Annotated in this window: 21 protein-coding genes and 1 pseudogene; 12 read left to right on the top strand and 10 right to left on the bottom strand. The window is 62.9% G+C overall.

What is annotated here, in order from left to right:
• Positions 1–14 precede the first annotated feature (14 nt).
• The 7 genes and pseudogenes from ABUH87_RS09610 (at position 15) to ABUH87_RS09575 (ending at position 10917) form a co-directional block, all read left to right on the top strand.
• Positions 15–548, top strand: coding sequence for a cupin domain-containing protein (locus ABUH87_RS09610; protein ID WP_367772915.1), 534 nt, complete (start codon positions 15–17; stop codon positions 546–548).
• Positions 549–846: 298 nt separating this feature from the next.
• Positions 847–3345, top strand: coding sequence for a TonB-dependent receptor (locus ABUH87_RS09605; protein WP_367772913.1), 2499 nt, complete (start codon positions 847–849; stop codon positions 3343–3345).
• A gap of 64 nt (positions 3346–3409) precedes the next feature.
• On the top strand, positions 3410–4705 hold the full coding sequence (locus ABUH87_RS09600) for an MFS transporter (RefSeq protein ID WP_367772910.1): 1296 nt from the start codon (positions 3410–3412) through the stop codon (positions 4703–4705).
• 117 nt (positions 4706–4822) lie between these two features.
• Positions 4823–5537: pseudogene (locus tag ABUH87_RS09590) on the top strand (IS6 family transposase).
• A gap of 703 nt (positions 5538–6240) precedes the next feature.
• The gene (locus ABUH87_RS09585; protein WP_367772904.1) at positions 6241–8016 is read left to right on the top strand and encodes an N-acetylglutaminylglutamine amidotransferase; all 1776 of its coding nucleotides are present in this window, start codon (positions 6241–6243) and stop codon (positions 8014–8016) included.
• 4 nt (positions 8017–8020) lie between these two features.
• A complete protein-coding gene (gene ngg, locus ABUH87_RS09580; protein WP_367772902.1) occupies positions 8021–9748 on the top strand; it encodes an N-acetylglutaminylglutamine synthetase in 1728 nt (575 codons plus the stop codon).
• Positions 9745–10917, top strand: a complete 1173-nt coding sequence (locus ABUH87_RS09575; protein ID WP_367772900.1) for an osmoprotectant NAGGN system M42 family peptidase — start codon at positions 9745–9747, stop codon at positions 10915–10917. The genes ngg and ABUH87_RS09575 overlap by 4 nt, the downstream gene beginning before the upstream one ends.
• A gap of 3 nt (positions 10918–10920) precedes the next feature.
• On the opposite strand, the gene ABUH87_RS09570 is transcribed toward ABUH87_RS09575, so the two are convergent.
• Positions 10921–12645, bottom strand: coding sequence for an amidase (locus ABUH87_RS09570; RefSeq protein ID WP_367772898.1), 1725 nt, complete (start codon positions 12643–12645; stop codon positions 10921–10923).
• 153 nt (positions 12646–12798) lie between these two features.
• On the opposite strand from ABUH87_RS09570, the gene ABUH87_RS09565 reads away from it, so the two are divergent.
• Positions 12799–13590 (top strand): hypothetical protein, encoded by a 792-nt coding sequence (locus ABUH87_RS09565; RefSeq protein WP_367772896.1) that lies wholly within the window; start codon positions 12799–12801, stop codon positions 13588–13590.
• Between the two features lie 11 nt (positions 13591–13601).
• On the opposite strand, the gene ABUH87_RS09560 is transcribed toward ABUH87_RS09565, so the two are convergent.
• Positions 13602–14453, bottom strand: coding sequence for a MipA/OmpV family protein (locus tag ABUH87_RS09560; RefSeq protein ID WP_367772894.1), 852 nt, complete (start codon positions 14451–14453; stop codon positions 13602–13604).
• Between the two features lie 208 nt (positions 14454–14661).
• On the opposite strand from ABUH87_RS09560, the gene ABUH87_RS09555 reads away from it, so the two are divergent.
• Both ABUH87_RS09555 and ABUH87_RS09550 read left to right on the top strand, forming a co-directional pair.
• Positions 14662–15444: a helix-turn-helix transcriptional regulator gene (locus ABUH87_RS09555; RefSeq protein WP_367772892.1), complete on the top strand. Its 783-nt coding sequence runs from the start codon at positions 14662–14664 to the stop codon at positions 15442–15444.
• Positions 15445–15830: 386 nt separating this feature from the next.
• A complete protein-coding gene (locus ABUH87_RS09550) occupies positions 15831–17078 on the top strand; it encodes an MFS transporter (RefSeq protein ID WP_367772890.1) in 1248 nt (415 codons plus the stop codon).
• Here the strand turns inward: ABUH87_RS09550 and ABUH87_RS09545 are convergent.
• The 8 genes from ABUH87_RS09545 to ABUH87_RS09510 form a co-directional block, all read right to left on the bottom strand.
• Entirely contained in the window at positions 17065–17853 is a 789-nt protein-coding gene (locus tag ABUH87_RS09545; RefSeq protein ID WP_367772886.1) for an NUDIX hydrolase, read from the bottom strand. The genes ABUH87_RS09550 and ABUH87_RS09545 overlap by 14 nt on opposite strands.
• Positions 17854–18241: 388 nt before the next feature.
• Entirely contained in the window at positions 18242–18571 is a 330-nt protein-coding gene (gene grxD / locus ABUH87_RS09540; protein WP_367772883.1) for a Grx4 family monothiol glutaredoxin, read from the bottom strand.
• A gap of 54 nt (positions 18572–18625) precedes the next feature.
• Entirely contained in the window at positions 18626–18859 is a 234-nt protein-coding gene (locus ABUH87_RS09535; protein WP_367772881.1) for a BolA family protein, read from the bottom strand.
• A gap of 26 nt (positions 18860–18885) precedes the next feature.
• Entirely contained in the window at positions 18886–19209 is a 324-nt protein-coding gene (locus ABUH87_RS09530; protein WP_367772879.1) for a DUF1476 domain-containing protein, read from the bottom strand.
• A 77-nt stretch (positions 19210–19286) separates the two neighbouring features.
• A complete protein-coding gene (leuD, locus tag ABUH87_RS09525; protein ID WP_367772877.1) occupies positions 19287–19889 on the bottom strand; it encodes a 3-isopropylmalate dehydratase small subunit in 603 nt (200 codons plus the stop codon).
• On the bottom strand, positions 19889–20071 hold the full coding sequence (locus tag ABUH87_RS09520) for a hypothetical protein (protein ID WP_367772875.1): 183 nt from the start codon (positions 20069–20071) through the stop codon (positions 19889–19891). The genes leuD and ABUH87_RS09520 overlap by 1 nt, the downstream gene beginning before the upstream one ends.
• Positions 20072–20076: 5 nt before the next feature.
• On the bottom strand, positions 20077–21510 hold the full coding sequence (gene leuC / locus ABUH87_RS09515) for a 3-isopropylmalate dehydratase large subunit (RefSeq protein WP_367772873.1): 1434 nt from the start codon (positions 21508–21510) through the stop codon (positions 20077–20079).
• Between the two features lie 68 nt (positions 21511–21578).
• Positions 21579–21986, bottom strand: a complete 408-nt coding sequence (locus ABUH87_RS09510) for a hypothetical protein (RefSeq protein WP_367772871.1) — start codon at positions 21984–21986, stop codon at positions 21579–21581.
• Between the two features lie 175 nt (positions 21987–22161).
• Here ABUH87_RS09510 and ABUH87_RS09505 point away from each other — a divergent pair, with 175 nt between their 5' ends.
• Together ABUH87_RS09505 and katG are read left to right on the top strand one after the other, a co-directional pair.
• The gene (locus ABUH87_RS09505; RefSeq protein WP_367772869.1) at positions 22162–22680 is read left to right on the top strand and encodes a sterol desaturase family protein; all 519 of its coding nucleotides are present in this window, start codon (positions 22162–22164) and stop codon (positions 22678–22680) included.
• A 195-nt stretch (positions 22681–22875) separates the two neighbouring features.
• Positions 22876–25086: a catalase/peroxidase HPI gene (katG, locus tag ABUH87_RS09500; RefSeq protein ID WP_367772867.1), complete on the top strand. Its 2211-nt coding sequence runs from the start codon at positions 22876–22878 to the stop codon at positions 25084–25086.
• Positions 25087–25130: the final 44 nt, after the last annotated feature.

Genomic DNA, 25130 nt, shown 5'->3' with positions numbered 1-25130 from the left:
GATCGGAGACGGAAATGAGCAATACTTTCGGTAGCGAGGAGCACAAGATCAGCTTCCGGATCTTCAAGCGGCACGATGGGCGCCCGTGCGATCTGATGACGTTCGATGGTCCGACATCGGGGGAAGTCCCTTCTGCGGACACGGCCGAGGCGGAGTCTGGCGAAAAGGCACAGATCGACCCGGGCAATGATCTCCAGGTGCTGTTCGACATGCCGGGGCTCAGCCTGGTGCACGTCTGGTTCAAGAGCGGCTATCCCTTGCCCCGGCACACGCACAACGTCGATTGCCTGTACTACATCACCGGCGGTTCCATCCGGATGGGGCAGGAGCTGCTCGGACCGGGCGACGGCTTCTTCGTCGGCGCGAATGTGCCCTACACCTACACGCCAGGCGAAGAAGGCGTGGCTCTGCTCGAGATCCGCCCTTCCAACTCGTTCGACATCAAGGTGCCGGGGGACATGGCGATGCTGAGGGCGAAGTCGGCCAAGATTATGCTGGACCGGCAAGAGGCCTGGGCGGGCGAAACGAGCCCGCCCGACAACGGCTGATTCCCGAACGTTCGTAGAACGCGCGGGCAATGGCGCCGAGCGGCGCCGCTGCCCGCGGCGCCCCCCCTTGCGCCCGGCGACAAGTGCTTCCGCCGTATTCGTGTTTAGAGCCGCCCATGTTTCGCAATCGAGACAACGCGCCGTGCCAATGTTCGAGGGCGACTGGCTTCGTGACGACGAGTTCGACACGTTGGGCAGCGTTGAAAAACTCGGCGTCGCAGGCATCCGAGCAATGCTCGAACCTCGCACACCGAAAAACCATAAACAATTAGAACATAAACAATAGGGGGCTAGAGGCATGACTAAGGGAACGATCGGACCGATCTTGTGCGCATCGACAGCGCTGCTCGTCGGGTACGCGCTGCCAGCAACGGCGCGGCAAGCGGACGAAGGGGCGAGGCGGTCGGCGGCACCGCACTCTTCGTTCGAGGATGGTGCGGCCCCTGCGACGGACGGCGATATCGTGGTCACCGCACGGCGCGTGGAAGAGCGCCTTCAGGACGTTCCGATCTCCATGACCGTCTTCTCGCAGGCTCAGCTCGACAATCGCAATATCACCAACGGTGCCGATCTGGCGGTTTACACGCCATCGCTCACGGCGACGCAGCGCTTCGGATCGAACAATACGTCCTTCGCGATCCGAGGCTTCGTGCAGGAGCAGCGCACGACCCCGTCGGTGGGCGTCTATTTCGCCGATGTCGTCGCGCCGCGAGGTGGCGGCGCGATTTCGGCCGGCGATGGAGCGGGAGCGGGCTCGTTCTTCGACCTGAGGAACGTCCAGGTCCTGAAAGGCCCCCAAGGCACGCTGTTCGGCAGGAATACGACGGGAGGCGCTGTCCTCTTGGTGCCCAACGACGCGACAAGCGAGTTCGAAGGCTATCTCGAGGGCTCTTACGGCAACTTCGAGATGAAGCGAATTCAGGGCGTGCTGAACATCCCGTTCAGCGAGGCCATCCGCTTCAGAGTCGGCGGTGATGCCATGCGGCGCGATGGGTACTTGCGCAATCTCAGCGGGATCGGGCCGGACAGGTTCGGCAACGTCAACTACTATGCGCTCCGCGCCACCCTGGAGCTCGACCTGGCCCCGGGGCTGGAAAACACCACGATCCTTTCGACCTCGCGCTCGAAAAACAACGGGGCGGTCGAAAAGCTGACCGACTGCACCAACCTGTTCCCCTTCGGCCTCCTGGCCTGCCAGCAGGTGGCGCGCCAGGCCGGGCAGGGCTTCTACGTCAACCAGAACAACCTGCCTGACCCTCGGAGTCTTGCCCGCCAATGGCAGGTGATCAATCGCACCGACTGGCAGGCAAGCGACAACCTGACCATCCGCAACATCGTCAGCTATGCCGAATTGCGGAACGAGACGCGGGTCGAGGTCTTCGGCACGTCGTTCCTGATTCCACGGCAGTTCGGCCCCATCGCGGACACGGGCGCGCTGGCCGGGCTGCGCGCCACATTCGCCAACTCGTCGTCCCCCAAGGGCCAGCCCAATGCCCACCAATCGACTTTCACCGAAGAGCTGCAGTTCATCGGCTCCGCCTTCGACAATCGACTAAGCTGGCAGGCCGGCGCCTATATGGAGCGCAGCCGCCCGCTGAGCGAAAGCGGCCAGTTGTCGCCGATCCTGATGAGCTGCCCGGATCAGGACGCATTTCGCTGCACCGATGTTTTTGGCACTATCCTGGGCATACCCGGGCTCGGCAGCCTGATCTCCAGTTTCGGGACGATGCGTTACGACAACTACGGATTGTATGGTCAGGCGACCTACAGCCTGAGAGATAATCTCAAGTTCACCGCTGGCCTGCGCCATACCTGGGATCGGGTCGAGGCGTCGAACAAGTACGCGACCTACCGGTTCTTGCAGCCGAATGTCCCAATCGGTTTCTGCACGTTTCCCGGCGTCGGGCCGGTCGGCGGCGGGCCCATTGCCGACACCGAGCAGTGCCGCGCGAGGACGGTGGTCAAGTCCCAGGCACCCACCTGGGTCGTGGGCCTTGACTACAATCCCGCCGAGGACGTCCTGCTTTACGGCAAGTACAGCCGTGGCTACCGCCAGGGGACGGTCAATCCTTTCGCGCCTCCCCCGTTCCAGACGGTCGAGCCCGAACAAGTCGACACCTATGAGCTGGGTGCGAAAACCGCCTTCCGCGGAGCGGTCAGCGGCACGTTCAACCTAGCGGCATTCTACAACAATTTTCAGGATCAGCAGGTCGCCGTCGGCTTGCTGAGCAGTGCCAACGCCGCGACGCCCACGCAGGCCATCGTCAACGCGGGAAGATCGCGGATATGGGGCATCGAGGCCGAGGCTTCAGTCCGGCCGTTCGAACGATTTAACCTGTCGGGCAGCCTGGCCTATCTCAACACGAAAGTGACGGATATCATTATACCGGTCGCGGCGCCGGGCAGCGTCTACGATATAATCCAGCCGTCGGCGGTAAAGGGCAGTCGGCTGGCGCTGACGCCCCGGTACAAGGCGACGGCGACAGCATCCTACGAATTGCCGCTCTCCGAGAGCCTGGGCCGGATGACGGCTTCTGCCACCTACAGCTACACCGGTAAGCAGATTTTCGCCCTGACGGCGCGCGGCACTTTGGACGCATACGACTTCCTGAATTTGAACCTCGACTGGGCCGGGATCGGCGGCAGCCCGTTCGATGCGGCTGTGTTCGTCATCAATGCCACGGGTAAAAAGTACTACCTCTCGGTCTCCGACAATACGCGGCAAGGTTTTATCTCGCAGCTTCCGGCCGAACCTCGCACTTACGGCCTTCGTCTCCGCTGGCGGTTCGGCAATTGACCTCGGCGCAGACGCAGAAAGCTCTTGCTCCCGTTCCACCAGGCCAAGCCATCAGGGTTACGCGATGACAGACGACAGGACCACCGGCGCGGCGCAAGAATGGCGGGACAACTGGGGTCTCGTGCTCGCGGGGGCAGGGGGGATGACGCTGGCGGCGCTTCCCCTCGCTTCGATCGGGGTCATGATGGCCCCGATCGAAGCGGAAATGGGCTGGGGCCGCGCCAGCATTTCGACTGGACCATCAGCGGCCGCGCTTGTCAGCATGTGCTTTGCGGCCTTCGCGGGGCTCGCTGTCGATAGGTTCGGTCCGCGCAGGATCGGTATCGCCGCAGCGGGTTCAATATGCGCTGCGGTGGCTTTGCTTTCGCAGGTCAGCGAAAGTCACGCCGTGTGGTGGTCGCTATGGATTTTCGTCGGGATCGCCGGTGCGGCGATGCCCACCGTATGGCTAGCCCCTATCTCGCGCCTCTTTCAGGCGGGGCGAGGGCTTGCCGTGGCGGTGGTGCTGAGTGGCGCGGGGATCAGCTCTTCGTTGGTTCCCATCGTCACGAACGCCCTCGTCGAGCAATACGGCTGGCGCGTCGCCTATCTGGCGCTCGCGGGAATTTGGGGTGGACTGGCGATTCCGCTGGTAGTGCTGCTGTTCAATTTCAAGCTCGCGGCGACCACGCCGGCCGACACCCCGAAGGCGCCTCCGCAAAGCGCGCTTCCCGGGCTCACCGCGCGGCAGGGCCTGGCATCGCCGACTTATTACAAAGTTGTCATCGCGGTGTTGGCGAGCATGCTGGCGAGTTCGGCCCTGGCGATAAACCTTGTCCCGATTCTCGACTTTCGCGGCTTCGATGGCAGCACTGCCGCGGCTCTGGCAGGGCTGGTTGGCGTCATGACTCTGATCGGCAAGGTGGTCGGCGGCTACCTGACCGACCGGCTCGGTGCTCGCGTGATGGCCTCTGCCGCGCTGTTCCTGTCATGCGTGCTTCCGGTCGGCTTGCTGTTCGGCTCCGGCGACCTTCGACTGTTCACAGTGGCGGTAGTGATCTACGGCTTGATGGCCGGGGCCACCCTCGGGGCGGTCATCTGCCTTGTCAGCGGTCACTTCGGGGCCCGTGCCTTCGGCGTGCTTTGCGGCGGCGTCAACGCGGCGATGGCTCTGGGCATTTCGCTTGGCCCACTGCTTGCCAACGGGATCTACGATCGGACGCATTCCTACGAACCCATTATGTGGGCTGCTATTCCGCTCATGTTGCTTGCCGGCGCTCTGTTCGCTTCGCTCGGAAGCTTCCCCAAATTCGGCACCAAAGCCGAGCCGGGTGACGAGCCCTTGGTGATACCCGGTACGGCTGCCGCCGGGGCTCCTTAGTTGCCCTCCCGGGAGCGAGACACAACCATGAGTATGCCGGAGGCGAACTCTTGGGACTGTCTGGCACTGTCAAACCAAATGCACCTGTTGGTAAGGGGGGCAGGGTAGGGCAGGTGGATGCCTCGTCCTCGCAAGCCTGTCTGTCCGTCCTGGTACTTCAACTCGTCGCCGGAGGTGATCCGGCTTGTGGTGCTGATGTATGTCCGCTTCCGCTCAGCCTGCGCAATGTCGAGGATCTGCTGTTCGAGCGCGGGATCGACATCTGCCATGAGACGGTGCGGCTTTGGTGGAACAGGTTCGGACCGATGTTTGCCGGCGGGATCCGCCGTCAGGTGTAAGCGGCATGCGTGGGTTCCGCCATTGGCGATGGCATCTGGACGAGATGAATGTGAAGCTCAACGGAGAGATGGTCTACCTGTGGCAAGCAGTCCATCACGAAGGTGAAGTGCTCGAGAGCTTCATCACCAAGGCGCGCGACAATCAGGCGGCGCTGACCTTCATGCAGAAGGCCCTCAAACGCCACGGTTCGCCTCATGCGATCACCACCGATGGGCTGCGCTCGTATCGCGCCGCGATGAACGAGCTAGGCAATGCCGAGAAGCAGGAGATCGGCCGCTGGGCCAAGAACAGGGTCGAGAACTCGCATCTGCCATTCCGACGACGCGAGCGTGCGATGTTCCGCTTCAGGCGAATGAAGACGCTGCAGAAGTTCGCCTCGGTTCATCCCAACGTCCACAACCACTTCAGTCTAGAACGCCACCTCGTTGATCGACAGACCTTCAAGGAACGTCGCTCAGCCGCCTTGGCTGAGTGGCAGATCATCGCGAGCTAGCCTGCGTCCTTCAAAGACCCGGGTGCATCTTGTGGAGAGCGGTTCGCGTTAGACTGACAGCACCGCTGTGATTCATTGGCGGCTTTCAGGTCGCCTGTCGGTGATTTGCTTTAGTCCGCCATGTCGGCAAGCCTGACTACGAGATGGTCTCCGGACTAACGATCAGACAGCTCGCACCCATTGGAACGCGCAGGGCCGAATCGCTGCTCGTCCGACGTGATGCCGCCGCTCTAGGGACTCAAATCTTCTCAGCCGATGCTAGGAGGGTATCCGTGCGGGTACCAAGGCTAAGAGAAGGGTCCAAATGGCTGCTCTACAAGGAAATATTGGCTGATATCGAGTCCTCTTCTGGGCACCATTTTTATCCCTCCGGAACGATCCAGAGGCTTCCAGTCAGCGCGTTATCTGGGATGGCTTGCCTGCTAGGCAGCGGTCTATGTTCGGGCTGAGTTTAACTGAGCCCATCAGCAGCCAGATCAATCGGGGCGTAGGCACCTGGGGCAGCGTCTACCAGCTCGCATTCGAATGAACATGCATGTGCTGGTGGCGAAAGTGGGGCTGCTTGGGAGCCATTCGTGGCTTCGGCCATTTTAGTTCCTGAAGACCGATCGAAAATCTTTCAGGGAGGCCGTCATACCCGCTTGCTTGCCGCTGTCGCTTAACTTTCCTGCTTCGTGTTGTTGCTCGCCGGTGCATCGCTGATATGTGCGGCCTTGCTGGTGAAATCCGTTTCGACGGTGCCGCTGCGGACTCTCTTGCCGTTAGCCGGATGGCGGAAAAGCTGTCGCCGCGGGGGCCTGACGGTGCGGGTGTGTTCGGGCAGGGCAATGTCGCGCTGGCGCATCGCAGGCTCAAGATTATCGATCTTACGAACCATGCGGCACAGCCGATGGTCGACTCCGCGCTCGGGCTGACGCTCGTCTTCAACGGCTGCATCTACAACTATCCGGAGCTGCGCGAGGAGCTCGCAACACTCGGCTATTCGTTCTTCTCCCATGGTGACACCGAGGTAATCCTCAAGGCTTATCATGCTTGGGGAGCCGATTGCGTCGAGCGCTTCCATGGCATGTTCGCATTTGTGATCGTCGAGCGTGACACGGGCGTCGTCACCATGGCGCGGGACCGCTTTGGTATCAAGCCGCTGTACTACAGCGTCTCCGGCCAGCGCCTCCGTTTCGCTTCGACACTCCCGGCGATCGTCGCTGGCGGCGATGTGGACACGACGATCGATCGTGCCGCGCTGCACAACTATATGACCTTCCACGCTGTCGTCCCTCCGCCGAGGACGCTGTTGAACGGCGTGCGCAAGCTCCCCCCAGCGACCGTGCGGCGTTATGAAGCGAATGGCGAATACAAGGAGTGGCGTTACTGGAACCCGCCTCATGTTCGGCGTCCCGAGGATGCGGGGCTCAGCCGTGAGGACTGGCGGGATCGGGTGCTCGACGCTCTGAAACTGGCGGTGAAGCGCCGCATGGTCGCTGACGTGCCGGTTGGCGTTCTGCTGTCGGGAGGAGTGGATTCGAGCGTGATCGTCGGCCTGCTCGCCGAGCAGGGGCAGACGGGCCTGATGACGTTCTCCATCGGGTTCGAGGAAGCGAACGGCGAGAAGGGCGACGAGTTCGTCTATTCGGACCTGATCGCACAGCACTTCGCCACCAATCATCAAAAGATCTTCGTTCCGTCCTCCGAACTGATGGAGAACCTGCCAGGAACGATAGCTGCGATGTCCGAACCGATGGTGAGCTATGACAACATCGGGTTCTATCTTCTGAGCCGTGAGGTGTCCAAGCACATCAAGGTGGTGCAGTCCGGCCAGGGTGCGGACGAGATCTTCGCAGGCTACCACTGGTACCCCAAGGTGGCCGGATCGGATTCGGTGGTCGACGACTATGCAGCTGCATTTTTCGACCGCAATCACGCGACCCTTGCCTCACAGCTCGCCCCGGAATGGCTTGCGGATAGCGATGTGAGCCGCGAGCTCGTCTCGGCCCATCTGCTGGCCGAGGGAACTGACACGCCGGTAGATCGAGCGTTGCGCCTGGACAGCCAGGTCATGCTGGTGGACGACCCGGTCAAGCGGGTCGACAACATGACGATGGCGTGGGGATTGGAGGCGCGGGTGCCGTTCCTCGATCACGAACTGGCGGAGCTTGCGGCGTCGATCCCGCCTGAGTTCAAGCTAAACGACAATGGAAAAGGCGTGCTGAAGGATGCGGCACGGCTGGTCGTCCCTCATGAGGTGATCGACCGGAAGAAGGGCTATTTCCCGGTCCCGCAGCTCAAATACATATCCGGGCCCTATCTCGACCTTGTGCGCGACGCGCTGTCCAGTCAGGCCGCTCGGGAACGGGGACTGTTCCGGCAGGAGTGGCTGGACAAGCTCTACGCCGATCCAGCGAGCCACATCACGCCTTTGCAAGGGTCCGAGCTGTGGCAAGCGGGGCTGATCGAGATGTGGCTGCAGGCGCAAGGGGTCTGAGACCATGAGCCAGGACCTCGCGGTGATGCCGCAGCCCGCCGTGAAGAGGAACGCCGCCGCCGATTGCGGGTGGGGGCGCATTATCTTCGGCAACAGCTTCGATAATGCGCAGGATTTCGCGGAAGCGCTGCGTGAGGAGGAGAAGGACTGTCGGGACATCGGGATCTACGTGATCAATCCGCATGTCCTCCTGGCGAATGCGCCGCAGGAACTGTTTCTCGACCCGTCGCACACCTTCCGCCTGAACAGGTCGGACTATGAGGCTTCGGATGAACGCCCTTCCGTCACGGTGAGGGACATCAATCCGGGTCAGGACGTGGAAAGCGCGAATCGCATTTTTGCCGCGCGCAACATGGTGGTGATCCGCCCCGAGTTCTTCGAGAGCGACCTGGAAGCCGCAGGCCTGATTGTTCTGGTGGCGACCGACCCTCAGGACGGGGAAGTCGTAGGCGTGGTCATGGGCGTCGACCACGGTCACTACCTTGGGAGTGATGACAAGGGCTGCTCACTTTGGTGTCTCGCCGTTGATCCGCAGGCACGGCAATCGGGCATTGGAACGGCGTTGACGCGCGCCTTGGCGGAGCGGTTTTGGGAGCGCGGCGCCGAGTACCTCGACCTGACCGTGCTGCACGACAATACACAGGCGATCGGCCTTTATGAGAAGCTCGGCTTCAAGCAGATCCAGAGCTTCACGGTGAAGCGCAAGAACACGATCAATGAAAAGCTCTTTACGGGTCCCGAGGTGGGCGCGAACCTGAACGTCTACGCGCTCATCATCATCAACGAGGCGCGGCGACGCGGCATCCACGTCGAGATCATAGACGAGGAAAGCGGCATATTCCGGCTGTCTCTGGGCGGGCGAACGGTCGTGTGCCGCGAAAGCCTGTCGGAACTGACCAGTGCCGTCGCCATGTCCATCTGCGACAACAAGGAGATCTCGCGCCGCGTCGTCGCAGAAGCGGGCGTGCGGGTTCCCGATCAGGTGCAGTGGGATGGCTCGCGTGAGCAGATCGCACAGTTCCTGGCGCGCAATGAGGCGGCTGTGGTGAAGCCGGCCCACGGTGAGCAGGGGCGCGGTATCTCGGTGGATCTGCGGACGGTCGAGGACGTCGAAAATGCCATCGCCAGTGCTCAGCGCATGTCGAGCACGGTTCTTCTCGAGGAGTATTTCGAAGGCCAGGACCTGCGGCTGGTCGTCATCAACTTCAAGCTTGTCGCGGCGGCGGTCCGCAAGCCTGCGGCGGTCACGGGCGACGGCACCAGCAGCATTGCCCGGCTCATCGAGTCGCAGAGCCGGCGGCGTATGGCGGCCACGGGTGGAGAATCGCGCATCCCGATGGATGCAGAGACTGTGCGTATCGTCCGCCTGGCGGGCTTTTCGATGGATGACGTCCTGCCCGAAGGCCAGGAACTGCAGGTCCGCAAGACCGCGAACCTGCACACCGGAGGCACAATCCACGATGTGACGGATCGCGTGCATCCTGAACTTGTCGAGGCAGCCGTCGCATCCGCTCGATCGATCGACATCCCGGTCGTCGGCATAGACTTCATGGTCAAGAGCCCGTCCGCGCCCGACTATGTGTTCATCGAAGCGAACGAACGTCCCGGGCTCGCCAACCACGAACCGCAGCCAACGGCGCAGCGCTTCGTGGATCTGCTCTTTCCGTTGTCGATGCCAACAGAGGTGCGCAACATGCGCAGTGGCCTCAAGCCGCTTGAGAAGAAGCCGTGAGTAGACTGACGATCGACACCGACTATCTAGTTCATATTCTCGGCAAGCTGCTGCGAACCCCGAGTCCGACCGGCTTTACGGACAACGTCGTGCGCCTCGTCACCTCCGAGTTGGCAAGCATGGGCCTCGACGCAGAGCTCACTCGCCGCGGAGCGATCCGAGCCATCCGCAGGGGCAAGGATCCTCGCGGTGCGCGCGCCATCGTCAGCCATGTCGACACACTGGGCGCCCAGGTGAAGGCGCTAAAGGAGAACGGGCGTCTGGCCATCGTGCCGATCGGGCACTGGTCTTCGCGTTTTGCAGAGGGCGCGCGCTGCACGATCTTCTCGGAGAAGGGCACATATCGTGGTTCGATCCTGCCGCTGAAGGCATCGGGACACACCTTCAACGAGGAAATCGACACTCAGCCGGTCGCCTGGGACAATGTTGAGGTGCGTGTCGACGCCTATGCACGTGGTCTGCCCGAACTGCGCAAGCTAGGCATCGAGATCGGCGACATCATCTCCATAGACCCGGAGACGGAGTTCCTGGAGAACGGGTACATCGTCTCGCGACATCTGGACGACAAGGCTGGGGTGGCCATCATGCTGGCGGCTATCCAGGCACTGCAGAAGCAGGGGCATGAAACGCTGGTCGACGTCCACTTTCTCTTCACTATTGCCGAGGAGGTGGGGGTCGGTGCGTCTTCCATCCTCTTGCCGGAAGTGGCGTCTCTGGTGGCAATCGACAACGGCACCACGGCGCCCGGTCAGAACAGCGACGAATTCGGCGTGACACTGGCGATGGCTGACCAGACCGGCCCGTTCGACTATCATCTGTGCAAGAAGCTGGCACACCTCTGCGAAGAGAACGACATCCGCTACCAGAAGGACGTGTTCCGCTATTACCGCTCCGATTCAGCCAGCGCGCTGGAGTCCGGTGCCGATGTCCGCACTGGGCTGATCACCTTCGGCATCGATGCCAGCCACGGTTATGAACGGATCCATGTACACGCGCTGCGCTCCGTAGCCGAACTGGTGACGGCTTACGTTGCCAGTCCCGTGCAGATTGAGCGGGACTTCGATCCGATGAGCGATGTCAGCGGGTTCACCCGTCTTCCGAGCCGCAAGGCCAAGCAGGAATTGAGCGCGGATGCCTCCGTGGCGGATGACGACCACGGCGCGCACTAGCGACTACAGGAGCGGGCGAAGGCTGGGCAACCCTATGGCCTCTGCCAAACGGCGCCCCGCAGCAATAAGGCGCGGCTCGTCAAAGAGTCTGCCCGTAAGTGTGATGCTGAACGGTACCGGCTTCAGGACCGCACCCCTTGGCAAATCGGCGGGCGGCACATAGCTCGTGAAGCCCTGGCGGGTCGGCTGTTCCAGCATTCCTACGGGCATGCACAAGGCGGGATAGCCGCAGTGATTGCCGATAGCGAGAAGTCCGCCAGCGTCGTTGGGGTGCAGGATCATGTCCACTCCGGCCATGGTCTGCGCAAACTCGATCATAAGCCGGCGCCGGAGCCGTTGAGCCTGGATGTAGTTCACTGCCGTCTCAAACTGCGCTGAACGCCAGCTGTTCGGCCAGGCGATGTCGTCCTGCCACGTCAGGAGGTCATCGCGGCCGCTTGCGGTGAGTTCCTGGAATGCGGCGGCTGCCTCAAGCACGACGATACCGCCCAAGCCGGCGAGGTCTACATCGGGCATCTCGATCTCACGCAAGTCGAAGCCCGCCTCCCGGGCAGCCGAAAGCGCCGCGCGGTCTGCCTCAGTGCCTGCTGTGAACCATTCGGGCCGATAGCCGATCCTTATGTCCTGCGGAGAGATACGGGGAACAAGCCCAAGCGGTTCTGCGATCGCGCAAGGGTCCGCGCCATCGGGTCCGTGCAGCACCGCAAGGCTCATCGCGGCGTCGAGCGGATCGCGGGCCAGCACGCCGACCTTGTCGAGCGACCAGCACAGCGCCATGGCGCCGGTGCGTGGCACGCGGCCGAAAGTTGGGCGCAACCCAACAGCGCCGCATCGCGCCGCTGGCGACACGATTGAGCCCATCGTCTCGGTGCCGATCGCAAACGCGCATAGCCCGGCTGCAACTGCTGCTGCGCTCCCGGCTGAAGATCCCGATGATCCTTCCGCCACGTTCCAGGGATTGCGCGTGCGCCCGCCGTACCAGATGTCGCCATAAGCAATGGCCCCAAGGCTCGTCTTGGCGAGCAGGATGGCGCCTTCTTCGCGCAAACGCCTTACGATGGTCGCATCTGCCGCCGGAACGCGCCCGCGGTAAGGCTCCGCGCCCCAGGCAGTCTCCACGCCGGCCGTATCGATGAGGTCTTTGAGGCCATAGGGCAATCCGTGCAGCGAGCCACGAAGGCGCCCACGCGCCAGGTCACGGTCGCAAGCGTCTGCCTCTCGACGAGCAGCATCGGGCAGGAGCGTGGCGATGCACTGGAGCCGGTCCGCATGAGCCGCTATTCGGTCCAGGTAAATGTCAGTGAGCGTCCGCGACTTGAGCTTGCCCGTTCGGAGCCATGCGGCAAGCTGCCATGCAGGCGAGAAAGCGATCTCGTCTGCTGTCGAAGGCAAGGAAGACAAGGAAGGCAAGGGCGGAGCAGGCTCTGCCAAAGCGCCGTCCGGCTCGCGCTGCCAGCCAGGTAGGCGCGGGTCGAACAACTCTGCAGGCGGCAGCTCATTGGCGAAGCGCATCCGCGCCAAAGCGCGTGCGCGATCCACGATCTCATCCACGACACCCAGCATCTGCTGCTGCTCGGGAGCGGTGAAAGTCAGGCCTGTCAGCGGAGCGCAGGTCTCCGGAATCGCCGGGAGAACAGCGGGTTGGGTCGCGCGCAGGGGGGCAGCCGCGGCCCCGGTGGCGAGCCCAAGTCCCATGACAAATCGACGTCTTGGCAGAGTAGTGGTCATGGTCTGCGCCATACACCAAAATCCTGGCTGCTGCAGGGCAGAGCCGATCCGGTGCGGCGTCTTGCATCCTGCGTGCACGATGTGAACCTCTCAGCATGGGAAGGCCTCGGGCTTGGGAAGGCAACCGATCAAGGTTCCGAGGGTTTGGAGCATATGACGACCTACTCGACCAGGGATCAGAGCGGCGGAGCGCTTGCCCGCATTGCCGTCATAGTTTTTGCGGTGCTGCAGATCCTGACTCCGATGCTGCCGGAGCTGGGCCTCGGACGCTCGATTGGGGAACGGTCCGATAGCGTGCGGACTTTGATCACGCCTGCGGGCTGGGCCTTCTCGATCTGGGGCGCACTCTATACCGGTTCCATCGTGTTCGCTGTATATCAGGCGCTGCCCGCACAACGGGCAAACCCGCTGCTCGCAAGGTTGCGCTGGCCCGCAGCCGGCGCCTTCGCGGGAAATGCGGTATGGGCGGCTTACACGCAGGTCTTTGGCCTGAGCGTCATCTCCAGCGCGATCATCTTGTTTACGCTCGCCTGCCTGCTGACGATCTATCGTCGTCTGGCGGCGTGGAACGCGCCGTTCAGTGCTGGTGAACGCTGGTGCGCGATCCTGCCGCTTGCCGCGCTGGCGAGTTGGCTCACTGCCGCTTCGATCGTCAACATCGCGGCGTCGCTGCGCTTCCATGGCGTCGAGGCCGGCGAGGCCGCCCCCCTGATTGCGGCGGCGGTTGTTGTCGTCGGAGGAGTAATCGCTTCGCTGGCACTCATACGGGGCCGGGGTAATCCGCCCTATGCGCTCGTGTTCCTGTGGGCCTTATCCGCCATTTACGCCGTAGGAGGGCCACAAGCGGGAGCCGTGGCGGCTGCCGCTGGGATCGCCGCCTTGCTCGTGATCGTTGCTACCGTGCTGGGGCTGCGCCGCGGCGGCCTCTCACATTGGTTTGGCTAAACGCCCCGGCCCTAGAGGCTGAAGCGGAAACCATATCCCAGGCCGATGGTGAACTGTGTGCGCCGTCCCCGCTCTTCCACAAGCGGTGAGTCCGCGGCCTGTTCGCCAAGGCGCTCAAGACTGGTGAAGAGGGTCAGGGCACTTCGCCGATTGAGGGGGTGTATCGCGCTCCCGCCCACGCCATACGAAAGCAGGCCGCCTTTCGCATCATACCTGGCAAGCCCGGTTCGCGCCGCCTGGCCGTCATCGATCCCGAAAAAGGTCTGCATGAAGTCGGAACTCGCAACGGTCGCGCGGGGTCCGAAGCTGGCTATGGTGCGCCCGAAGCGTGTCTGATAGCTCAGTGATCCATCGCCGACGACACCCTCGTGTCCGCCAAAGCCGCGCCGTACTTCCACACGTGCACGCCATTGCTGGCGGTCTCCGAACCTCTTTTCAATAAAACCGCCGACCTCTGCTGTGGCGTCGACGTCCCCCATGCCGATCAGGGCATCGCTGCTGCCTGCAATAAGGAAGGGGGAGCCCCCCTCTTCTTCGTCGCGTCCGAAGCGTATCTTGGCCAACGGTCCAGCGCGCCAACCGTCCGTGTTGACCGCGTTCCAGCCCAGACCCTCTGGCACCGAGGCGAACAGGACATCGCCGTAGTTCAGCCGAAGGTCGGGATAGATTGAAAGCGCCATGTCCCGCGATCCCATCCACACGGGGCTGAGAACCGGCGCGACACCGATTGTGACTGTGAGTTCGTCGGCTGGTGGGCCCGAGCGGCCGCCCGGCGGCCCGTCCAACTGGCGTGGAGGTGCCGACTGGGCCTGGCAGGGGAGCGCAGTCGCAAGCGCGATCAGAGTTACCAAGATCCGCATCATCTTACCTCTTCTGCAGTTGTCATCCTTGCTGGGCCGCCGTGCAGCCAATAGCAAGGGTCATTCCCCGAAGGACCGGGGGCGAGCGGCTGTAGTGCGGGCTTGTCCTTGTCTTCGATTCAAGTCCCGGAGTCAGGCTGCAAGTTTGCCTGCACCCACCGAAGCTCGTATGCTTCGGCCGGCAGCGCGCTAAGCGTTGCAGGAGTCGCAAATGCATGTTCGCACGGGCCTCGCGGAAATCCGCGCGGCACAATCGGTTGTTGCTCTGCGGGGAGTGACGATGACCGCTTTCGCCGGTTGCGGGTACCCGTCGGCTTATTTTGTTACTCCGATAACGTCTGACCGACGTTTCGGGCGGGTCCACTCTGCGAACAACATGCCTGCGCAGTGGTCTCAGGCCTACCCTGAACGCCTGCGATTCGAGGATCCTCTGCCGGACGTAGCGTTGCGGATCGGGCGACCTTTGCGGTGGAGCGAGGCACGGCAGGTCGAACCATCAGGGCGGCAGCAGGCGGCGTTCTACAGCTTCGCGGCTGAGCTCGGCTTTGAGGAAGGCCTGGCTCTTCCGACTTATGGTCCGGGCGCGAGGACGGGGTTCGTCGGGCTTCCGGCGCCAGATGGTCTACGCGCTACGGATGAGACGGTCGCAAATGCCCACGCTGTCGCGCAAATGTCGTTCTTGCGGTACTGTGAACTGATCGACAGCATGAAGTCGTCCGACGTACACCTTTCGGAGCGGGAGCTGGACGTCGTTTACTGGATCGCGATGGGTAAGAGCAACTCGGTCATCGCGGAGATTCTGGGTATTTCGGCGGAGACGGTAGACAGCTACGTGCGACGTGCATTCCGCAAGCTGGGGGTTTCGGATCGCACGTCGGCGGTGCTGCACTCCGTGCTTGCCGGTCATCTGTACACGGGGTTTTTCCGTCCGGCACCAGAGCCGGACCCGGAGTGGTCTGGGGATAAGGCGCTGGCCGGCTCCGCTGAGGTTTAGCGCCGCGCATGGCGGCTTGTCCCCCAAGACCGGGACTGCACGAACAGCGCAATATCGGGCACCCATTGCAGGTTCTCCGATCCCGCGGCGAGAATCCCCCCTCCCTTCCTCTCGTCGTGTGAGCCGCCGCGAAAGCTGAGCGGCAGCGCGCGGCATCCTCCAAGCTGCCGAGCCCGCTGGTCAGGAGCATAGGGCGTAGCGAGCGGCGCCTGCCCTCATGGGCGCCTGCTGCTTGGCTCTCGGGTCTGGTCCGAGAGCGTGGCGGGGCCGAGTGACGCGCTCGGCCCCGCCATCTTGGCGCAAGAAGTCGCTGGCTTTCGTCGGTGGGCACCCTCACACTTGTGCAAACAGAGAGCGGTCACGAACCGCGCCAAAAGGAGAGGGCCTTGACCTTGCAAGAGGCAGGCGGCGGTCAGCCGTCAAATCATCCCCAAGCCGTACGGATGGGAATTATCGCGTTTGTTGCGCATAACGTGGTCGTGGGAGCTATTTTCGGCACGACAGGCGTCTTGCTGAGGCCGATGGCGGAGAGGCTCGGCGTGACGCTAGAACTCGCCTCCGCCGGGGCGCCGATGGTGATTGTCGGCTCCGCGCTTCTGTCTTCCATCGCGGGAGTGCTCGCCGCGCGATTTTCGTTGCGAGCGTTGCTGGCGGCCTCGGCAGTGGCGATGGCGGTTGGCTGGTTCCTTCTGGGCGCGACGCAGTCCTTCGTAGTCTATCTGATTGCTTACGGTGCCTGCCTCGGACCCGCCATGGCGATCGGTGGCGCGGTGCTGCCTCCGACTTTGGTGACGCGATGGTTCACCCGCCACCGAGGGCTTGCGATCGGCCTGACCCACATGTCGGTGGTCGTGGCCATCATGCCGGTAGCCAGCAACTGGCTGATAGAAACGTACGGGCTGAACGTGACCTTCTACGCGCTTGCCGCGTTCGCACTGCTTACGCTGCTTCCTGCGGCGCTGCTGCTGCAGGATTATCCGCCCGATCATCATCGCGTCGAGGCGGGACGGGCAGCGAAGCCCTCGGCCGCTGGCGGGGCAAGTCTGGGCACCATCGTAGGCGCAGCGGTGTTCTGGATGCTCGCGATTGCCATTGCAGCGCCGAACACCAGTTCCATCCTGCTGGGTGTGCATCTCGTAACCATGGCAGAGACGTGGGGCTTCACGCGCGGCCAAGGCGCAGCGCTAGCCTCTGTGATGGCACTCGCGGGGATCGGCGGCTTCGTGCTCTTTGGCTGGATCTCGGACAAGCTGGGCGGCGCCCGGACGATTGCGCTTCTGGCCTTCGACAGTGCCGCGTTGTGGGCGCTGCTCCTGCTCGATCTCCCCTTTGCTGGCCTGGCGGTGGTGATTGGCCTGATCGGATTGCATGGGGCAGGATCGGTTCCCGCTCTCAGCAAGGCCATCGGCGAGGTCTTCGGGCAGGAGAGCTTCAGCCGCGCCTACGGAATGTCGGCTACGGTTACACTGCCGATCATGGTCCTTGCCGTGATCGGCACGGGTGTGGCTGCCAGGATGACCGGCGGCTATGCCGTCGTCGTTATATCCGTCATCTGCTTCTACATCGCGGCCTTTGCCATGGCTATGCTGGCTGCGGGGAGGGGGCAGCGGGCGGTCGCTCTCAGCCCCGCTTAGCCGATGCGAGCGGCTGCCCAAGAACTGGGTAGCCGTGCCCTTCTGCTATCTCCAGCCAAACCTCGCCTTCGCGTTCTACACGCGTCGGGCATATCCGGCGTACCGGATGCCGGGCGATGTCCTGCAGGGCTGCCTCAAAGGTTTGAAATTGCGCCAGCCGCTCCAGATTGCGCAGTGTCGGGAAGATCACACTGATCTGCCCTTCCTCCGCCATCTGCAGCGCTGCCGATGCGCTGGCCCAGAACAGGTGCGTGTTTTCGGTTTCATCGACGGTGATCTCTACGTCGCCTGTCCCGAGATCAGTGACGAAGAAGCGGGTGTCGAATGCGCGCGCGAAGGGCGGGCACCAGTGGGCATAGAGCGTGAGTTTCTCGGGCTCGATTGTCCAGCCGAAAGCCTCAAGCACTGGCGCCAGTTGGCCTTGCTCAAGAAGGACCCCGCGAGCTTCCCGGGCTTGTGCGGCGGAAACTCGCTCCCGCACGCCGATGGCAAGGCCTGTCTCTTCCAACGTCTCTCGGATCGCGGCAACGCGGGCTGCGGTGATCTCCGCATCGGCTTCGGGGAAAAGCCTGGCGGCCAACTGCCGGTCTTCAGGGTCGACTTTGCCGCCCGGAAAGACGGCAGCGCCTCCCGCAAACCGCATCTCGCGCGAACGCTGGACCATCAGCAACTGTGGCGGCCCGCTTTCGCTCCGGCGGAAGATCACGACAGTCGCGGCGGGAATGACTTCGGGGCCGTCCGGCGGCATTGGCCCATCGGCAGGGTAACTGGACATTTTTGTACTCTTGCCGCTCGGCTGCGTTCAGGCAAGCAGCAAGGTGCGTGGGGCCGTCTCGGCTGTGTCGGCGCACTTTACACTTGTGAGCTGCCGATCATAAGCGGCCTTTGGTAAAGTCGCAGAAAAGTAGGCGTTTCAAGAAGTTGGCACGACACGTGCAATGTACTTTGCGTACCATGGGTACGTCTCAATAGAGGCGGAGCCGGCTAGTCTCCCGGTTCCGCCTCCCCGGACTCTGGTTCGCTGACAAGCCAAAAGGCGCGTGGCGAAGAGTGGGCCCGCGATCTCTAACCAAGCGCGGTCGCGCGCGCGGCTCCCAGGAAGTCAGCCCATCACAGGAGGCAAGCAGCCGCCTCCGATGGCGAAAATCACGCGATGGCGAAAATCAGGCTGCACTGGCGACGCCCGACTGCGTCATCAGCTGCTTAAGTTCACCGGCCTCGTACATCTCCATCATGATGTCGCTGCCGCCGACAAATTCACCCTTCACGTAAAGCTGCGGGATTGTCGGCCAATCGGAGTAGGTCTTGATGCTCTGCCGGATTTCCATGTCCTGCAGCACGTCGACACTCTCATACGCCACCCCGAGATGATCGAGGATCGCAACGGCACGGCTGGAGAAGCCGCACTGGGGGAAGAGCGGCGTGCCCTTCATGAACAGGACGACGTCATTGGAGTTGACGATGTCGCCGATGCGGGTGTTGACGTCTGACATTACGAAAACCTTTGTGCGCCCGGCGGACGAGCCGGGAGGAATGGATATGCGTCTTCAGTTGGGAACAGCGGTGGTGAGTTGCAAGGCATGGAGCTCACCCCCCATGCGGCCGCCCAAGGCTTCGTAGACCATCTTGTGCTGAGCCACGCGGGTCTTTCCCGTGAACGCGGACGAGACGACATGTGCGGCATAGTGGTCCCCGTCGCCCGCAAGGTCGGTGATCGTCACCTGAGCATCGGGCAAAGCGGTGCGGATCAGCTGCTCGATCTCCTGGGCTGGCATGGCCATATCGGTGTCCTTGCTTTCGCGGGTGGTCAGGCTTCGCCGATGAGCGCGCGCCGGGCCTCGACCTGCTTGTTTTCCAGAGCTGCGCGCACCTCCGCCTCGTCGATGTCGACGCCCGCGCTGGTCAGATCGCCTAGCAATTTGCGCACGACGTCCTCGTCTCCGGCTTCTTCAAAGTCGGCCTGCACAACCGCCTTGGCATAAGCCTCACGCTCCGCGGTAGACAGGTTCATGCGCTCTGCGGCCCATTCGCCCAGAAGGCGGTTGCGCCGCGCCTGGATGCGGAACTGCATATCGGCATCATGGGCGAACTTGGCCTCTTCGGCGCGCTCGCGGTCGTCGAAAGTCGTCATGAAGCTACCTCTGCGAGGAAATTGGCAAGCATCGCGATAGGGCGAGGGCTTGCTGCGTTCAACTAAGGAATTGGTGCTTAGAGGCTGCTTTGTGCAGTTCTGGCCAAAAATGGCAGTTCTGCACGCGCTCTGGTCTCGTACGCGTGGATAGTACTGGCCTGCGCCATGGTCAGGCCGACCTCGTCCAGCCCCTCCAGCAGGCAGTGCTTTCGGAAAGCGTCGATTTCGAAAACGAAGCGGTCCTGAAAGGGCGTGGTGACGCTCTGCGTTTCGAGGTCCACATCTATGGGATCGGTCTTTGCGACTTCGAGCAGGCGGTCCACCGCCTCCTGAGGCAGGACGACAGTGAGGATGCCGTTCTTGAAGGCGTTTCCGGAAAAGATGTCCGAGAAACTCGGCGCAATCACGCATGTTACGCCCATGTCCAGCAGGGCCCAGGCGGCATGCTCCCGGCTTGAGCCGCAGCCGAAGTTGTCGCCAGCGATCAGGATCGGCGCAGACGCATACTCGGGGTTATCGAAGACGTTGTCCGGCTCTTTACGCACGGCTTCGAAGGCACCGCGGCCAAGGCCCTCGCGCGTGATGGTCTTGAGCCAGTGTGCGGGGATGATGACGTCCGTGTCGACGTTCTTCCGTCCGAACGGGATCGCTCGTCCCGCGACGTGGGAAATCGGCTCCATCAGTCGGTCTCAGCCGGAAAGTGGGCGGCAGTGCTGGTGGGCGGGGGCAGAGCGGAGGCTGCCTTCTTCTCCTTGCGCCGCTTCGCGTAGAGCAGCGCCGCGGCGATGGCGGCCGAACCGATCGCGGCCCCGGCTGCGATCGCGGCCCGCGAGGCAATGGAGGTGTCGTTCTCGTCTTGCATGTCGATTATCCTACCAGTTCGCGCACGTCCGTGAGCCGGCCGGTAACCGCGGCGGCAGCGGCCATGGCCGGGCTCATCAGATGGGTACGGCTGCCAGGCCCCTGGCGGCCCGTGAAGTTGCGGTTGCTGGTGGATGCGCAGCGTTCACCGGCGGGCACTTTGTCGGGGTTCATGGCGAGGCATGCCGAGCAGCCGGGTTCGCGCCATTCCAGGCCGGCATCGATGATGATCTTGTCGAGGCCCTCTGCCTCGGCCTGCGCCTTCACCAGTCCGGAGCCAGGCACGACGATGGCCCATTTCACGTGATCGGCCTTCTTGCGGCCTTTCAGCACCGCGGCGGCAGCGCGAATGTCTTCGATGCGGCTGTTGGTGCAAGAGCCGATGAATACGTTCTGCACTTCGACTTCGGTGAGCCTCGTGCCAGGCGTGAGGCCCATATAGTCCAGGCTTACCCGCACGGCGTCCCGCTTGGAGGCATCGGCAAAGTCCTCAGGCGCAGGAACCACACCGCCGATGGCCGAGACGTCCTCGGGGCTGGTGCCCCACGTCACGGTCGGCTGAATGTCCTCAGCCCGGATCGAGACAGACTTGTCGAACTTGGCGCCAGGGTCTGTCGCCAGGCTCTTCCACCAGGCTACGGCCTTGTCCCAGTCCTCCCCGGTCGGCGCGTAGGGGCGCCCCTTCAGATAGGCGTAGGTCTTCTCATCGGGTGCGATCAGCCCCGAACGGGCTCCGCCTTCGATGGCCATGTTGCAGACGGTCAGCCGACCTTCGATCGACATCTCCTCGAACACGTTGCCGCGATACTCGATCACGTAGCCCGTGCCGCCGCCCATGCCGGTAACGCCAATGACGTGCAGGATCACGTCTTTCGGAGTGACTCCCGCTCCCAGCGTGCCCTCGACCCGCACTTCCATGGACTTGCTCTGCTTCAGCAGCAGCGTCTGGGTTGCCAGCACGTGCTCTACTTCGGTGGTGCCGATGCCGAAGGCCAGCGCGCCGATGCCGCCGTGCGACGCGGTATGGCTGTCGCCGCAGACGATTGTTGCTCCGGGCAGCGAAAAGCCCTGCTCTGGCCCCACGACGTGAACGATGCCCTGTTCGGCGTCGGTCGCGTCGATGTAACGGACACCGAACTCGGGTGCATTACGGCGCAGCGCGGCAAGCTGGTTGGCGCTTTCCGGATCGGTGATCGGAAGCGGATTGCCCGCTGCATCCTTGCGCGCTGTCGTCGGAAGATTGTGGTCCGGCACGGCGAGAGTGAGATCGGGACGGCGCACCGGCCGACCGGCAACCCGCAGGCCTTCGAAAGCCTGCGGACTTGTCACCTCGTGGACGAGATGGCGGTCGATATAGATAAGGCTCGTGCCATCGTCACGCGTGTCGACGACGTGGGCGTCCCAGATCTTCTGGTATAAAGTGCGCGGCTTGTCTGTCATGGTCCGCTGCGATTAGGCGCGCCTGTTGCGCAATTCAAGCGCAACAGGCGCGCTCCGTACGATGCGGATCAGCCCCGCCGATTGTTCCAGTCCCTCTTGTCTGTACGCAGGGCGAGGCGAATGCGGTCTACCCGGTTCTGCAGGGTTCGCAGCTCCGTTCTGCTCAGGCCGTTGCGGGCGTAGCTGGCGTAAAGGCGCTGCACCTGTGCGGATTCGCGCCGGAGGCTGGCGGCCTCGCGGTTCGATACGGTCCGGCGTGCGGCAGCGCGGTCGATCGCGCGATCGAGTGACCGGATATCCGCGCGGATCTGCGCATCGCGAGCGGGCGTATACCGTCCATCATCATTATGCCGTCCGTCATAGCGGCTCTCTTGACGCGCATCCTGATGCCAGTCGCGTGGCGCAGCCTGCGCTGGAAGCGCCGTAAGGCCAAGAGCCGCGATCAGGGCCGGAGCGATGAGACTGAACTTGCGCATGGTGGGATCCTCTTTCCTGAATGGCGGAGTAGCGTCCGTCATGTTCATAAATGCGGCCCTCAACATGAACGTCAGCCCAATCAGGCGTCGCAGCTCTGTGTGGCTTTGCACCAAAGTGTCGCAACCGGGCGCGAGGCGCGGCTGACAAGCGCAGGCACCGGGTGTAGGATGAGTTATGACTGCGCTGGCGCCCATTTTGATCGTCCTGCTTACCGTTGCCGGGATGGAGTTCATCGCCTGGGCGAGCCACAAGTACGTGATGCACGGCTTCGGCTGGGGCTGGCATCGGGATCATCACGAGCCGCACGACCGCCTTCTCGAGCGCAATGACCTTTATGCCCTGGTCGGCGCGGGGATGAGCATTTCGGCTTTTGCGATCGGCTCTCCCATGATCATGGGAGAACGGGCCTGGTGGCCGGCAACCTGGATCGGGCTTGGCATCCTGATCTACGGGGTGATCTATACCCTGATCCATGACGGACTGGTGCATCAGCGATACTTCCGCTGGGTGCCCAAGCGAGGCTACGCAAAGCGGCTGGTCCAGGCGCATAAGCTGCATCACGCAACAGTCGGCAAGGAAGGTGGGGTCAGCTTCGGGTTCGTGGTGGCCCGCGATCCAGCGGCTCTCAAGCGTGAACTGCGCGCACAGCGCAAGGCCGGTGTCGCAGTGCTGCGCGACGCGGTGGAAGACTGATCGCGGCTGAAGATCCCCGCAGGGCCATACTTGAAGGTCCTGCGGAGCACCCAGCTACCGTGGCGACAGGGCGCGCGAGGGAGCGTGCTCCCGTTCGGAGCAATCTATCGCAGTAATCTGTCGAACTCGTTTTTGCTTCGCACGTTAACGGGCGTACTATGCCCCCGCCTAAAGAACGCAGAAGGAGAGTGACCGATGGACGCTAAGACAAGCGGCGATCCCCTGAAAGGTTGTCCCATGAAGGAGGCTTCGGCGCTACGCTCGCTGCTGGGCCGGACGAACCGTGACTGGTGGCCGAACCAACTCTCCCTCGACATCCTTCCCCAAAAGGGCGCCACAGGCAGCCCCTACGGTGACGACTTCGAATACAGAGAGGCTTTCAAGACGCTCGACCTCGCTGCGGTGAAGAAGGATCTTCACGCACTGATGACGGACAGCCAACCCTGGTGGCCAGCGGATTACGGCCACTACGGTCCGTTCTTCATCCGCATGGCGTGGCACAGCGCAGGAACCTACCGCACCGGCGACGGGCGTGGTGGCGCGTCTTCGGGCTCGCAGCGGTTTGCTCCGCTGAACTCGTGGCCTGACAACGCCAATCTCGACAAGGCACGCCGCCTGCTCTGGCCGATCAAGCAGAAGTACGGCGCCAAGCTCTCCTGGGCGGACCTGATGATCCTCACCGGAAACGTCGCTATCGAGTCGATGGGCGGTCCGGTGTTCGGCTTTGGCGGCGGCCGTGCCGACGTGTTCGAGCCGGAGAAGGACATCTACTGGGGCACCGAGGAAGATTGGCTGGGCACCACGCGTATCGACGAGGAGTCCGGCCGCGCGCTCGAGAACCCGCTCGCAGCGATCCAGATGGGCTTGATCTACGTCAACCCCGAAGGACCGGGCGGCAAGCCCGATCCCGTTGGCTCCGCACGCGATATCCGCGAGACATTCGCGCGCATGGGGATGAATGACGAGGAGGTCGTCGCCCTGACTGCCGGCGGCCATACGTTTGGCAAGTGTCACGGTGCGGGAGACGCCGCGCTGGTCGGTTCCGAGCCGGAAGGGTCGGATATCGCGCAACAGGGCCTCGGCTGGCAGTCGGGCCATGAGAGCGGCATGGGCGATCACACGATCACCAGCGGCATCGAAGGTGCGTGGACCGCCAATCCGATCAAGTGGGACATGGGCTACTTCGACAACCTGCTCAACCACGAATACGAGCTGGAGAAGAGCCCCGCAGGCGCCTGGCAGTGGCACCCCGTCGGAAACCCTGATGAGACCAAGGCCCCCAAGGCGCACACGCCCGCCGTCAAGGTCCCCACGATCATGACCACCGCCGACATGGCGATGAAGGTCGATCCGGAATATCGCAAGATTTCCGAGCGCTTCCATGCCAATCCGGACCAGTTCGCCGACGCCTTCGCCCGCGCCTGGTTCAAGCTGTGCCACCGCGACATGGGTCCGAAGGCGCGCTACCTTGGACCCGAGGTGCCCTCTGAAGACCTGATCTGGCAGGACCCGATACCGAAGGCCGATTACAAGACGATCGACGCGGGCGACGTGCAGAAGCTCGAAGCGCGCATCCTCGCTTCCGGCCTGACGGTGTCGGAAATGGTCTCTGTCGCCTGGGCCTCGGCCTCCACCTACCGTTGCTCGGATCATCGCGGCGGAGCCAACGGCGCGCGGATCCGCCTGGAGCCGCAGAAGAACTGGCACGTGAACGAGCCGGAAAAGCTCGCGAAGGTGCTGGCGGTCTACGAAGACATCAAGTCGCAGTTTGATGTGCCAGGCAAGAAGGTCTCGATCGCGGACCTGATCGTGCTGGGCGGTGCTGTCGGCGTGGAAAAGGCGCTGAAAGATGCAGGGTACAAGGTGCCCGTACCGTTCACGCCTGGGCGCACCGACGCCACTCAGGAGTGGACAGACCCAACCAACTTCGAGCCGCTCGAGCCGCAGGCGGATGGGTTCCGCAACTATCTGCCGACGCCGATGAGCGTGCCGACAGAGGAACTGCTGATCGATCGCGCAGCCTTGCTTGGCCTCAGCGCTCCCGAGATGACGGTCCTGTTAGGCGGTCTGCGCGTGCTTGGCGCGAATCACGGCGACATCAAGGAAGGCGTGCTTACCGACCGTCCGGGGCAGCTGACGAACGACTTCTTCGTCAACTTGCTGGACATGGGTACTGCGTGGAAAGTGGTCGACGAAAGCAGTGATCAGGTGTTCGCGGGCACTTGCCGCAAGACCGATGAGCAGAAGTGGACCGCCACGCGAACCGATCTCGCATTCGGTTCGAACTCTCAGTTGCGGGCAATCTCGGAAGTCTATGCCGCTGCCGATGTGGACGAGAAGTTCGTTCGCGACTTCGTGGCTGCATGGACAAAGGTGATGAACGCCGATCGCTTCGATCTCGCCTGATATTCAGCAGAGCCCAAACAAACGCCCTCTCTCCAGCGTGGAGG

It is taken from the genome of Novosphingobium rhizovicinum, assembly GCF_040813635.1.
GTDB lineage: Bacteria > Pseudomonadota > Alphaproteobacteria > Sphingomonadales > Sphingomonadaceae > Novosphingobium > Novosphingobium rhizovicinum.
The sequence above is the reverse complement of the archived record's forward strand: the minus strand, read 5'-3'. Positions and strand labels throughout refer to the sequence as shown.

What these genes read in the sequence shown, in the direction of transcription:
- ABUH87_RS09610 (WP_367772915.1), top strand. Translation starts at nt 15, where the DNA reads ATGAGCAATACTTTCGGTAGCGAGGAGCACAAGATCAGCTTCCGGATC.
- ABUH87_RS09605 (WP_367772913.1), top strand. Translation starts at nt 847, where the DNA reads ATGACTAAGGGAACGATCGGACCGATCTTGTGCGCATCGACAGCGCTG.
- ABUH87_RS09600 (WP_367772910.1), top strand. Translation starts at nt 3,410, where the DNA reads ATGACAGACGACAGGACCACCGGCGCGGCGCAAGAATGGCGGGACAAC.
- ABUH87_RS09585 (WP_367772904.1), top strand. Translation starts at nt 6,241, where the DNA reads ATGTGCGGCCTTGCTGGTGAAATCCGTTTCGACGGTGCCGCTGCGGAC.
- ngg (WP_367772902.1), top strand. Translation starts at nt 8,021, where the DNA reads ATGAGCCAGGACCTCGCGGTGATGCCGCAGCCCGCCGTGAAGAGGAAC.
- ABUH87_RS09570 (WP_367772898.1), bottom strand. Translation starts at nt 12,645, where the DNA reads ATGACCACTACTCTGCCAAGACGTCGATTTGTCATGGGACTTGGGCTC.
- ABUH87_RS09565 (WP_367772896.1), top strand. Translation starts at nt 12,799, where the DNA reads ATGACGACCTACTCGACCAGGGATCAGAGCGGCGGAGCGCTTGCCCGC.
- ABUH87_RS09560 (WP_367772894.1), bottom strand. Translation starts at nt 14,453, where the DNA reads ATGATGCGGATCTTGGTAACTCTGATCGCGCTTGCGACTGCGCTCCCC.
- ABUH87_RS09555 (WP_367772892.1), top strand. Translation starts at nt 14,662, where the DNA reads ATGCATGTTCGCACGGGCCTCGCGGAAATCCGCGCGGCACAATCGGTT.
- ABUH87_RS09545 (WP_367772886.1), bottom strand. Translation starts at nt 17,853, where the DNA reads ATGTCCAGTTACCCTGCCGATGGGCCAATGCCGCCGGACGGCCCCGAA.
- grxD (WP_367772883.1), bottom strand. Translation starts at nt 18,571, where the DNA reads ATGTCAGACGTCAACACCCGCATCGGCGACATCGTCAACTCCAATGAC.
- ABUH87_RS09535 (WP_367772881.1), bottom strand. Translation starts at nt 18,859, where the DNA reads ATGGCCATGCCAGCCCAGGAGATCGAGCAGCTGATCCGCACCGCTTTG.
- ABUH87_RS09530 (WP_367772879.1), bottom strand. Translation starts at nt 19,209, where the DNA reads ATGACGACTTTCGACGACCGCGAGCGCGCCGAAGAGGCCAAGTTCGCC.
- leuD (WP_367772877.1), bottom strand. Translation starts at nt 19,889, where the DNA reads ATGGAGCCGATTTCCCACGTCGCGGGACGAGCGATCCCGTTCGGACGG.
- ABUH87_RS09520 (WP_367772875.1), bottom strand. Translation starts at nt 20,071, where the DNA reads ATGCAAGACGAGAACGACACCTCCATTGCCTCGCGGGCCGCGATCGCA.
- leuC (WP_367772873.1), bottom strand. Translation starts at nt 21,510, where the DNA reads ATGACAGACAAGCCGCGCACTTTATACCAGAAGATCTGGGACGCCCAC.
- ABUH87_RS09510 (WP_367772871.1), bottom strand. Translation starts at nt 21,986, where the DNA reads ATGCGCAAGTTCAGTCTCATCGCTCCGGCCCTGATCGCGGCTCTTGGC.
- ABUH87_RS09505 (WP_367772869.1), top strand. Translation starts at nt 22,162, where the DNA reads ATGACTGCGCTGGCGCCCATTTTGATCGTCCTGCTTACCGTTGCCGGG.
- katG (WP_367772867.1), top strand. Translation starts at nt 22,876, where the DNA reads ATGGACGCTAAGACAAGCGGCGATCCCCTGAAAGGTTGTCCCATGAAG.